The organism is Micromonospora sp. NPDC005087 (assembly GCF_042872965.1).
GTDB lineage: Bacteria > Actinomycetota > Actinomycetes > Mycobacteriales > Micromonosporaceae > Micromonospora.
The window spans coordinates 1-11,352 of record NZ_JBIALB010000049.1 but is presented as its reverse complement, the minus strand read 5'-3'; the positions used below and the strand labels follow the sequence as shown (position 1 = coordinate 11,352).

General features: G+C 68.2%; 8 protein-coding genes, 3 pseudogenes and 1 riboswitch. Of the genes and pseudogenes, 9 read left to right on the top strand and 2 right to left on the bottom strand.

Annotated features, from left to right (window positions below; all coding sequences use genetic code 11):
• Nucleotides 1–124 precede the first annotated feature (124 nt).
• Nucleotides 125–200: riboswitch (S-adenosyl-L-homocysteine riboswitch) on the top strand.
• Between the two features lie 65 nt (nt 201–265).
• From ACFYPS_RS36185 to ACFYPS_RS36175, 3 genes and pseudogenes are all read left to right on the top strand, one after another.
• Nucleotides 266–1,528, top strand: a pseudogene (locus ACFYPS_RS36185) (homocysteine S-methyltransferase family protein); the annotation flags it as partial.
• A gap of 552 nt (nt 1,529–2,080) precedes the next feature.
• The gene (locus ACFYPS_RS36180; RefSeq protein ID WP_387330912.1) at nt 2,081–2,491 is read left to right on the top strand and encodes a hypothetical protein; all 411 of its coding nucleotides are present in this window, start codon (nt 2,081–2,083) and stop codon (nt 2,489–2,491) included.
• Nucleotides 2,492–2,714: 223 nt separating this feature from the next.
• Nucleotides 2,715–3,494, top strand: a pseudogene (locus ACFYPS_RS36175) (transposase family protein).
• 111 nt (nt 3,495–3,605) lie between these two features.
• Here the strand turns inward: ACFYPS_RS36175 and ACFYPS_RS36170 are convergent.
• Entirely contained in the window at nt 3,606–4,067 is a 462-nt protein-coding gene (locus ACFYPS_RS36170; RefSeq protein WP_387330909.1) for a hypothetical protein, read from the bottom strand.
• A gap of 473 nt (nt 4,068–4,540) precedes the next feature.
• Between ACFYPS_RS36170 and ACFYPS_RS36165 the strand changes: the two are divergent.
• The 5 genes and pseudogenes from ACFYPS_RS36165 to ACFYPS_RS36145 form a co-directional block, all read left to right on the top strand.
• A pseudogene (locus ACFYPS_RS36165) lies at nt 4,541–4,672 on the top strand (ABC transporter permease); the annotation flags it as partial.
• A gap of 175 nt (nt 4,673–4,847) precedes the next feature.
• Entirely contained in the window at nt 4,848–5,195 is a 348-nt protein-coding gene (locus ACFYPS_RS36160) for a hypothetical protein (protein ID WP_387330918.1), read from the top strand.
• 156 nt (nt 5,196–5,351) lie between these two features.
• Nucleotides 5,352–7,472: a hypothetical protein gene (locus ACFYPS_RS36155; RefSeq protein WP_387330915.1), complete on the top strand. Its 2,121-nt coding sequence runs from the start codon at nt 5,352–5,354 to the stop codon at nt 7,470–7,472.
• Nucleotides 7,355–8,329 carry a transposase gene (locus tag ACFYPS_RS36150; RefSeq protein ID WP_387330906.1) on the top strand — a complete coding sequence of 325 codons (975 nt, stop codon included), beginning with the start codon at nt 7,355–7,357 and terminating at the stop codon, nt 8,327–8,329. Before ACFYPS_RS36155 ends, ACFYPS_RS36150 begins: the two co-directional genes overlap by 118 nt.
• Before the next feature lie 80 nt (nt 8,330–8,409).
• Nucleotides 8,410–9,003: a flavoprotein gene (locus ACFYPS_RS36145; RefSeq protein ID WP_354967873.1), complete on the top strand. Its 594-nt coding sequence runs from the start codon at nt 8,410–8,412 to the stop codon at nt 9,001–9,003.
• A 7-nt stretch (nt 9,004–9,010) separates the two neighbouring features.
• Here the strand turns inward: ACFYPS_RS36145 and ACFYPS_RS36140 are convergent, their stop codons facing one another.
• On the bottom strand, nt 9,011–9,232 hold the full coding sequence (locus ACFYPS_RS36140) for a transposase (protein WP_387330903.1): 222 nt from the start codon (nt 9,230–9,232) through the stop codon (nt 9,011–9,013).
• A 218-nt stretch (nt 9,233–9,450) separates the two neighbouring features.
• Here ACFYPS_RS36140 and ACFYPS_RS36135 point away from each other — a divergent pair, with 218 nt between their 5' ends.
• Entirely contained in the window at nt 9,451–10,569 is a 1,119-nt protein-coding gene (locus ACFYPS_RS36135; protein WP_387330900.1) for an IS630 family transposase, read from the top strand.
• Nucleotides 10,570–11,352 lie beyond the last annotated feature (783 nt).

Sequence of the window (11,352 nt, the reverse complement as noted above, 5' to 3'; positions counted from 1 at the left end):
CCGTCGACGCCGCCACCAAGCCCGCGCCAAGGCCAGCCACTACACCCGACAAGCCCTCATCGAACCATGATCACGATCCCCGGCTGGAGTACTAGACAAGCGGGTCTGGGTACTATCTGCCTGTCGGGTCGAGAGGCGCTGCGACGGGCGGAGCCCGCCACGCTCGGCCTTCATTTCTTCAACAAGGGCGCCTCCGAGCTTCGGAGGCGGCTGCTTGAGCGCGCTATTGAGCCAGAGAAGCACGGCATCGTCGCTGCGGCAGCTGATGTCCCAGCGTATTCTGGTGTTGGACGGCGCCTGGGGAACGATGTTGCAGGGCGCGCAGCTCACCGCCGCGGACTACCGAGGCGACCTGATTGTCGACCATCCGCAGGACGTTAGCGGTGATCCGGACCTGCTCAACCTTACGCGGCCGGACGTCATTGTGGACGTACACCGGCAGTATCTGGCCGCCGGCGCCGACATCACCACCACCAATACTTTCACGGCGACGAGGATCGGCCAGGGCGACTACGGGCTCCAGTCACTGGTTCGTGAGATGAACGTTCAGGGTGCGCGGCTGGCCCGGCAGGCGGCGGATGAGTTTGGTGGGCGGTTCGTGGCCGGCTCGGTCGGGCCGCTGAACGTGACGTTGTCGCTGTCGCCGCGGGTCGAGGATCCGGCGTATCGCGCCGTCGACTTCGACGAAGTGCGCGCGGCGTACGCGGAGCAGATCTCGGCCCTGGCCGAGGGCGGTGTCGACCTGCTTTTGATCGAGACGATTTTCGACACGTTGAACGCGAAAGCGGCAATCGCCGCAGCTCGTGAGGTCGCGCCGCATCTGCCGCTGTGGATTTCCGTGACCATCGTCGACCTCAGCGGCCGGACCCTGTCGGGGCAGACCGTGGAGGCTTTCTGGCGCTCGATAGAGCGGGCCGAACCGCTGGTCGTCGGCGTTAACTGCTCGCTGGGCGCGGCCGAGATGCGCCCGCACGTCGAGGAGCTTTCCAAGATCGCCGGTACCTATGTGGCGTGTCACCCTAACGCCGGTCTGCCGAACGCTTTCGGCGGCTACGACCAGACGCCGGAGGAGACCGCCGGCCTGCTCGGCGAGTTTGCCGCGTCCGGCTTGCTCAACATCGTCGGCGGCTGCTGCGGCACCTCACCGGCCCACATCGCCCGGATCGTCGCCGCCGTGGCCGGCACACCGCCACGGACAGTTGCCGCCCTGCCTGAAGCCACCCGGTTCAGTGGGCTGGAGCCGTTCGCGATCGGACCAGACACCGGGTTCGTGATGATCGGTGAGCGCACCAACGTCACCGGCTCGGCCAAGTTCCGCCGGCTCATCGAGTCGGACAACTATCAGGGCGCGGTCGACGTGGCCCTGGAGCAGGTCCGCGGCGGCGCCAACCTGCTCGACGTCAACATGGACGCCGACCTGCTCGACAGCGAGCGCGCCATGACGACCTTCCTCAACCTCATCGCTACCGAGCCCGAGGTCGCCCGGATCCCGGTGATGATCGACAGCTCGAAGTGGACGGTCCTCGACCGCCCCCCGATGCGGGGAAGGACCGGAAGGCTAGCGACTCATGTCGTAGTTGACGCGTGGTGGACAAGATGACGAGGGGCCCACCGGCTGGTGGGGCCCCTCTCGGCGCGTCTGTGGGGTCAAGAAGGCACCACGTCAGCAGAAAATCAGCGAACGCTGTGGTGCGCGACCGACTCCAATGGTCACAGCCGGCATGACACCGAGGGCGGGACCACAGGGAACGACACCCGCTGACACTGCCCGACAACAGTGACCACGCTCCCCCGGCGGGGGTCGGGCTTAGCTGGACGTGCCAGCGGCGGCGCTGTCGACAGCAACGCTGACAGCAATCGCCCCGGACGCCGACGCACCACCGAGACCAGGGATGGACGCTGCTCCGAGCTGACGGCCGCTCCCAGGCGGGGACGGACATGCCGCACACAGCTTGTAAGCGAGGCGTCAAGGCCCGGGTCAGCCGCGGCAGGCAGGTCAAGAGACCGTTCACTCAGGGGTTGACAACGTTGGTTGTCGAGCTGATTCTGAGGTGAGAGGCCATTGGCGAAGGAGCCCATGATGCGGGAACTGACGTCGGACGAGCGGCAGGAACTACGGCGGGAACTGAGTGCTGTCGCCGCCAGTTGGGCGCAGCGGCTGAACGCGTCTGGCATGGATGCCCAGCGCGGTGCAGACCAAGAGCGGAGCCTCCCGGATGGGATGCGGACTCACCTGGCCCGCATGGCGGCAGGGGAGCAGATGCGTCGGCTTCTCGCCAACCTCGTATCCGCCAGCGCAGAGCAAGCGGCGATGTGCGGGGCCGGCTATCCCGAGCTTGGGGCAGCGGTAGGCGCCAGCCGGCAAGCGGCGCGCAAGCGTTGGCCAAACCTGTCGATCTCGAAGAGGCGCGCCAACGAATGGAAGCAACCGACCGGGAGCATCGGCTGGGCCGGCAACCATCTGGGGTACCCGGGACCACCCGGGACCTGAGCGGTCTGATCGGCTGACGCCGGGTGGGGCAGCGAAGACGAGCAGCCATCCGAGCAGCCAAGCCGGCGAGCACGGGCTGACAATCCCGGACCGGGACACCACGTTAGGCACGACGGCCAGGCGGTGGAGCAGCACCATGGGACCGACTCGTAATGCGCAGGTTTAGGGGACGTCTCGTAACCCCGGCGTCTGTCTGTTGAGGACGATCGCCGATGATGCCTGGGTGCAGGTGATCTCCGCAGCGCGCCCCGAGTGGATCTTTCCGTTCACCGGGCTGCAACCGCCCAGTTCCGCAAGCTGGTCCGCCTGGTCGCCGAGCGTGGCGGGGACGCCATCGCTGACGGCCGGCCGGGCCGGCAGTGGGCCCTGGACCTGCCCGACCGGGTGCTGCTGGTCGCGGCGTACTGGCGCACCAACCTGACCATGCGCCAGATCGGCCCGCTGTTCGGGGTGTCGCACTCCGCAGCGCACCGGGTCATCGACACCCTCGGCCCGCTACTCGCACTCGCGCCGGTGCGCCGGCGGCCGGTCGACCAGATCGCCATCGTCGACGGCACGCTGATCCCGACCCGGGACCATCGACTGGCCGCGCCGAGCAAGAACTACCGGTACTCAACCAACCTGCAGGTCGCCATCGACGCCAGCACCCGCCTGGTCATCGCCCTCGGTGACCCGCAGCCCGGCAACCGCAACGACACGATCGTCTACCGCACCTCCGGCATCGACCAGAAACTGGGCCGACCGTCCGGTCATGGCCGACGGCGGCTACCAGGGCAACCGCGAGGTGATCATGCCGTACCGCAAGCCACGCGACGGCAGTCCGCCGCCGGCCTGGAAGGAAGACCTCAACGCCCAGCACCGCACCGTCCGCGCGCAGGTCGAACGCACCCTGGCAGGGATGAAGTGCTTCAAAATCCTGCGTGACTACCGCCGCGCCGCCCGCACATTGACCGACACCGCTTCCGGCATCGCACACCTGCACAACATCATCCTGGCAGGCTGACTCCCCAGCCCCCCGCCGGGCAACGCCTCCACCGTGTTACGAGACGTCCTTTAGCGACGGCAACGGGGACAGCAACAGAGCCGGGCCGCACCCCGCTGGTCCACGGAAGCGCTAGCGGAAGAGTTTCTCACTAGCGGTGCTGAACGCCTCGGTGGCCAGCTTCACTTGTTCGTAGCGGTCGGCGAACTCGCCGGCGTCGACATTCCCTCGTCTCCAATATGCTCCGAGTGCTTTGCTGGACGAGTTCAGCTCATCTAGAGCCTTGAGTACATGCTGGTCACGGCACAGGATGCGCAGCCGTGCTGCGGCTAGCCGAAACCCGCCGAGGTCCCAGCCGTCCACACGTCCGGGAAGCCCTAGCTCTCGTTCCTCCCACACTCGGTTCCGGAAATCCTCGGACATCGACACGAGCCGAGCGCACTGCTCGAGCATGAGCTCGGCCAGCCTAGCGTTGTTTTCACCTCGCCGAATCATGTGTTGTCCCAAGATCGCAATCCCAGCACCAGAAACGGCCGCGATAAGAGTCACCCAGGCATCCACACCGTCAGTCTCGCTGCTCGGGTCAACGTCCATGGGACCGCTCGCTCGACCACTACCGGAAGCAGCGAGGAAGCAGCGAACGTGCCGCATGCGGGCGACACGTGGCGACAGCGGACGGGGTGGTGGCCGCGCTGGGGGGCACGGGATGACAACCGAGGGCAGCAGACGATGCGACGCAACGGTGTTCGGGACGAAGTGCTCTAGCTGCCCGACACGTCGTCCGTCGCCGGCGCGCTGCTTCCTCGGTCAGATCGCTGTCCACCTGTCGTAGGCCGATCCCGAGCTCTTCGGAGGGCAAGCGGAGATGGAGAGTGGACGCTACGCTGCGAGTCTTCATCGCCCGCCCCCATTCGTACGGACACCAGTTGATCGTGATCCGACTCCGGTTCACCGATGGATCCCGACCTGGTCCCGCTCCGGGTTGTACGGCTGCCGCACGAGCAGCGCGACCACCACGCGAACCCGACCCGGGCGTAACGCGCCTCCCCATCAGATAATGCAACGGTGCCCACGGGCTGACCTCGCTGGTCGCCAACCTAATCTCGCTCGTGGTGGCGGTGCTGGTCGCCCTCGTCATGGGCTTCCGCTCGGGGGCGGGCCCGCTGGAGTGGCTCGCGGTCACTGGCATCATGATGCTGGGTGTGGTCCTCGGCGCCCGGATCCTCGGCGAGTTCGGCGACGACCCGCACCGCCTCACCGACGCGAAAGCCCGTAAGAACTACGGCGGAGGGCCGGCTGGTCTGGCTCGCCACCCTGCTGCTGATCGGGGTGTCTGCCGGTTACGGGGGTATCGCGGTGGTCAACACGCTGCTGATGGCCGCGGCCGGGCGGGCCGCCGACCTGCGGCTGGTCCGGCTGGCCGGGGCGACCCGGCGGCAGGTCGTCCGGCTGGTCGCGGCGGAGTCGGCGCTGGTGGTGCTGATCGGCGCGGTGCTCGGCGGGTCCGTGGCGTTCGCCGGTCTGCTGAGCATCCGGGCCGGCCTCGCCGAGCAGGTCGGGGCGCCGGTCGACCTGGTCGTGGCCGGTGGTCGGTGGCGTCGTCGGCCTGTGCCTGCTTTTCGCGCTCGCGGCGTGCGTCGCGCCGACCTGGCGGCTGCTGCGCCGCCGGGCAATCACCGAACCCGCCGGATGACTCGTCTTCGTGACGCAGCTGTGACCTGAGGGGCCTGCGCAGTCACCGTCCGAAGTGGTCTGCTGAGCCCATATTCCCTGCTCAGGCGCGGGTTTGAGGCAGCGTCGCAGGGCTCAAAAGTGTTACATCGACGACTGGGCGGCCCGATCCGCCCAGCCTCACCCGCAGGAGGCAGCCGCGTGCGAATGAAACGAGCGAGCCGGATCGCGGCCGCGGTGGTGGGCGTGACCGCGCTCGCCTTCACGGTCTCGGCCCCCGCACAGGCGGACGACCACTTGAACCTTCCCGGAGAGCCGACCATCACGCTGCCGATCAACGACAGCGCGGCGGGTGGGACGTACAACCAGGACTTCACCCGGGTGTACGCCAACACCACCCCCGACGGCACTCCGGTCTACATCTACGTCCCGGAGGGCACCCCGCTGGACGGCTCCGCGCCGGCCGGGGTGGCCAGTCTGGACCCGCAGTTCGACCACAACCCGGGCGACGGGTTCACCCCCTGCGCCACCGCCACGGCGGCCCAGTTCGCCCTCACCCAGGCGCAGATCGACTACCTCGGCGACAAGCTCGCCGGCCAGATCGTCGCCGTGGACGAGGAGCACTTCGGTCTGATGGACGCGGCCGACCCGGACGAGCCGGCCAGCGACTCGCTGGTGATGGTCCTCTACAACATCCAGGACGAGGCGTACTACGACTGCGCGCAGACGTCCTACACGGCGGGCTACTTCGCCCCGGACTTCATCGACAGCAACGGGATGAACGTCATCGTGGTCGACGCCCTCGACTGGGCCAACCGGGTCGGGCCGAACGACGCGCCGTGGCGCGACGCCGACCCGGCAAACGACCGGCCCGAGCTGTACGAGGGCACCGTCGCCCACGAGCTGGAGCACCTGCTGCACAACTACAGCGACCCGGGTGAGCTCTCCTGGGTCGACGAGGGGCTGGCCGACTTCGCCATCTTCCTCAACGGGCTCGACGCCGGCGGCTCGCACCTGACCAACCACCAGGTCTTCTACGAGGAGACCTCGCTGACCCGGTGGGGCGGCACGCTGGCCAACTACGGCGCCGCGTTCACCTACTTCCAGTACCTCTGGGAGCAGGCCGGCGGCAACGGCGACGGCAGCTACACCCCGGACAAGCAGTACGACGCCGCCGGCGGTGACCTGCTCATCAAGACTATCTTCGAAGAGCAGGCCGACGGCATGGCCGGCGTGCAGAATGCCATCAACACCTTCAACGCGGCGACGGGTGCCAACCTGCGCAGCGCCGAGGCGCTGTTCCGGGACTGGTCGGTGGCGGTCTACCTGGACGACGAGGACTCGCCGGTCTACGACATCAAGGCATTCAACTTCGGCGACCCGGCCGACACGTCGTGGACCATCGACATCGCCGACGGTTCCTTCTGGGCGGGCCGGGGCAGCTACCAGGGAGCCACCCCGGAGGCGAAGTGGGCCCGGTTGAAGAACCGGCCAGACACCACCGCCGTGCCGTTCGGCATGTCGGTCGAGCGGTTCCGCAACCCGGGCCCGACCGTCGCGCTCGCCTTCGACGGCGAGGACGAGACGACCATCGCCCCGCACACCGGCACCACCCACTGGTACGCCGGCTACGAGAGCCAGTCCGACAACATCCTCGACGTCGACACCGCCGGCCCGGTTACCTCGCTGGACTTCTGGAGCTGGAACTTCATCGAGGAGGGCTGGGACTACGGCTTCGTCGAGGCCCTGGTCGGCGGCGAGTGGGTCACCGTGCCGCTGCGGAATGACGCGGGGCAGGTCGTCACCACCGACGACAACCCGCACGGCAACAACACCGAGGGCAACGGCCTCACCGGCACCTCCGGCGGCGCGTACTTCGTGGACGACCCGGTCTACGTGCACCTCACCGCCGCCGTGCCGGCGGGCGCCACCGACGTCCGGTTCCGCTACTCCACCGACGCCGCCTACCTGGACACCGGCTGGTTCGTCGACGACGTGCGGGTCAACGGCGCCGACGCCGCCCTCTCCTCGGCGACCGGTGACTGGTTCACCACCACCGGCACGCAGGACAACAACTGGACCGTCCAGGTGGTCGCGCACTGCGACCTCACGCCCGGCACCACCACGGCGGGGGAGACCACCGACGGCGCGGGCAACTGGGTCTACCGGTCCACCGGGGACCAGTTCACCGCCAGCAACCTGAAAACCAGGTGCGCCAACGGCAACCAGGACGACTTCGCCGTCCTGGTCTCCAACCTGCCGACCGGCGACCTGACCTTCCTCGACGCGGACTACACGTTCCGGGTCAGCAACACCGGAAACAAGTAGCCGCCACGGCGGCCGACGGCGGGCCCGTACCGAATCACCGGTGCGGGCCCGCCCGCCGTATCCGCTTCCGCCACCGGCCGGTCGCGAAACCCGTGGCGGTTGGCCTCGGCGCCGCGGCCGGTTCCCGGCGCGTACACCACCAGCCGAGGGGTGGCTCGCCCACCTGCTTGCCGGCCAGCAGTGGGTCAGCATGGTTGCCCGGGTCGCTGTGCTCCGGCTGGGATGCGCGACCCTGCTCTCCTCCCACTGATGCCACCGGCCGGCAGTTGACGGTCAGACGCGTGGCGGTCAACGCCGGCACCTACAAGACGTTGATGGGGTGGGCCGCCCGCTGGCCGCAGCGGCGGTCTGCCGTGGAAGGCGCCGCCGGTCTTGGCCGCGGCATCGCCCAGCTGCTCGTCGGTGGCGGCGAAGACGTCGTCGACGTGCCGGCCACGCTCGCCGCTCGCGCCCGGCTGCTGGACATCGGCGGTGCCCGCAAGAGCGATCCCGCCGACGCCGCCAGCGTCGCGCACGACGCGATGCGCCACAAGCGGTTGCGCGCGGTGGTCGCCGAGGACCACACCACACAGCTGCGGCTGCTGGCCGAACGCCGTGACGACCTGGCCGGTGAACGCATTCGCGTCCTCAATCGCCTGCACGTCTTGGTCCGCGACCTGATTCCCGGCGGCGCGCCGCCGAATCCTCCACTTAAGGACGCCCGGCCGACCGCTCGGTCAGCTCCTCGGATGGAGCGGCGCCACATCCATCCAGCCAGTTCACTGGATAACGGCTCGCGTTCGCAGCCGGCTCGATACTCTCGGCTTCGGGATCCACACGGACATCCGGAGCCACTCGATCGGCGAGATCGCCGGTGACGCGGGCGCTCGACGTCCCGGCGCGCAGCCGGCTCTCGCCACGACTGGCGCCGGGGACCTCTCAGGCCGATAGGAGCGCCATGCCCGGGAAGTTACGATCGCCTGTCCTGCACCTCGTCGTTTGCCACGCCGAGCCCGCTGTCGAGCTCGGACCGTTCATCACGGCCTGCCAGGAGTTGAGGTGGGAGGTCCACCTCATCGCCACCCCGGACGCGGTCGACTCGATCGACCGGGACGGGCTCGCCGATCTCACCCACCATCCGGTACGCGAGGACGACCAGCCGGAGACGCTCCATCCCCTGCCGCCGGCCGACGCCTTCGCCGTCGTGCCGGCCAGCTTCGACCTGGTGAACAAGTGGGCGTACGGCCTCAACGACAACCTGGGCCTGCGGCTGCTCAACGAGGCGATCGCCGTCGGCCTGCCGGTCGTCGCCGTGCCGGCCCCGGATCCGGCGCTCGCCCGGCACCCCGCCTTCCTGGAGAGCCTGGAGCGGCTGCGGCACTGGGGCGTGACGGTGACCCGGCCCGCCGAGCCCTCCGAGGTCGCCGACCCGGTTCCGTGGCACGCCGCCGTACAGGTGATCTCCGCCTGGACGCGGTTCGCCCGGGTCCCCGGACAGCCCACCGGAGAGCGACAGCGCACCGCCGACAACTTGGCGCGGCAGTCCGGCTAGCGCCTCATCATGCACCCTTGAACGGGTAGTCCGGGTGGCGGATCTTGGAGTTGATGACGAATCCGGATTTCGGTTGGGCGCGGTAGTTGCGCCAACGGATGTACGCGCCGATGGCGGTGTCCTGCTCGGCGTGGGTGCGGTGGTCGGTGCCGCTGAGCGCGAAGTATCGGACGGCGGCGAACTCGGCTTCGATCCAGTTCAGCCAGGACGCGTAGGTCGTTAGGAACACCAGGTCGACCTGGTTGAGTTCATGGCTGACATGACAGACATCTGTCCTGCTAGGACAGGGCCGACCAGACTGAGGTCGGAAAAAGCTGGCGGCCGACCGTGCCTTCGCAGCGTCCGGTCCCGAAGCCGCTAGTGCCGTGACCACGAACGTTCACGGTGTTGGTTGACACGCCGTCCGGCCTGTCGGTCTGGCGGCGTTGCGGCGGTCAGGCTGTGGCGGTGGCAGATCTTGTACGCGTGCGGCGGCTGAGTGATCAGGAAGGTCAGCAGCTGCTCAGAATCACCCGCCGGGGAACCGGTTCACCAATCCGACTACGTCGGGCGATGGTCGTGCTCGCCTCGGCTGGTGGGAACACGGTGCCGGCGATCGCCCGTCTCGTTCAGGCCGACGAGGACACGATCCGGCAGGTCATCCACCGGTTCAACGAGATGGGGATGGCCAGCCTGGACCCTCAGTGGGCGGGTGGCCGTCCCCGCCAGATCAGTCCTGACGAAGAACAGCTCATCGTCGAGACGGCCAACACCCGCCCCGAGAAACTCGGGCGCCCGTTCACCCGCTGGAGCGTGCGCAAGCTCGCCGACCACCTGGGCTCGCATGCGGCCCGCCGGATCCGCATCGGGCGCGAACGGCTGCGTCAGATCCTGCACCGGCACCGGATCACCTTCCAGCGGACCAAGACGTGGAAGGAGTCCACCGACCCTGACCGGGACGCCAAACTCGCCCGGATCGAGTACGTGAGCACCTGTTTCCCGCAGCGGGTGTTCGCGTTCGACGAGTTCGGTCCCCTGGTGATCCGTCCGCAGGCCGGCGCAGGGTGGGCGCCGGCCGGGCACCCGCACCGGTTGCCCGCGAACTACCACAAGCTGCACGGGGTCCGGCAGTTCCACGGCTGCTACAGCGTCGGCGACGACCAACTTTGGGGCGTCGTGCGGCGCCGCAAGAGTGCCGCGAACACCCTGGCCGCACTCAAGTCGATCCGCGCCGCGCGTCCGGACGGGGCGCCGATCTACGTCATCCTGGACAACCTGTCCGCGCACAAAGGCCTCAAGATTCGCAGGTGGGCGGCCCGGAACAAGGTCGAACTCTGCTTCACCCCGACCTACGCCTCCTGGGCCAATCCGATCGAGGCCCAGTTCGGGCCGCTACGCACCTTCGTGATCGCCGGCTCGAACCACCCCAACCACACCGTCCTGGCCCGTCGGCTGCAGGCCTACCTACGCTGGCGCAACGCCAACGCCCGCCACCCCGACGTCCTGGCCGCCCAACGCCGAGAACGCGCCCGCATCCGCAGCGAACGCCAACGACGATGGGGCCAACCCACCACCCGCGCAGCCTGACCCCAACACCGTGAACGTTCGTGGTCAGAGCACTAGTCGCCCGTTGTCGCAAGTCCGCCAACGGGTAGAAAGCGCCAAATTGCCCTATGAAGATGCGTCGGCCCTGAAAAAACGGCTCAGCGCTTCGCGTTCCGCGCCACCCAGAACACGATGAGCGCCGCGATGACGACGATCAGAAAGACGCATGCTATCCCCCCGATGATGCCCATATCGCGAAATTACCGTGTTGTGCACAGCGGGGACTCGGTTTCGAGGATGGGGTCCGACTTCGAGGCGACACCCGCCCGCGCTCGTCCAGCCTCGGCCGCCACCGTTGAGGTCAACGACTGATGTCAAGTCGCCGCCGCTGTCGGGCTCCCTGCGCGCTGAGGGTGACCCCCGTCGGGGGAGCCGGGCACTCCGTGTCCACCCTTGGCAGCCGGTGTCGCGCTGCGCCTCTGCGCAGGTGCCCCTAATCATTTCGTGGCTTGCGGTGTCGGCTTCGATCGAGGCGTCTGTCGCCTTCTCGCTGCCTCGCTGCGGGCGGATGCCTCGCTTACAAGCGCTGTCCGTCCGGGGACGTGCGGCTGCGTCGGTCACCTCGGATCATCGGCCGGGAGCGGTCGCGTTGTCTGTTCTCATCTCGGCACGTTGCCGTCAATTACCGCTGCTTCGGCACGCCTCCACAACCGGTACCCCACGATCACATTGAGGTGATCTCAACAAGAATCCGGTAGGTACCGGTATTCGAAATGTGTGAGGTTGAGCGCGGCGCGGACGTGGTCGCCGAGGTTTCGGGGGCTG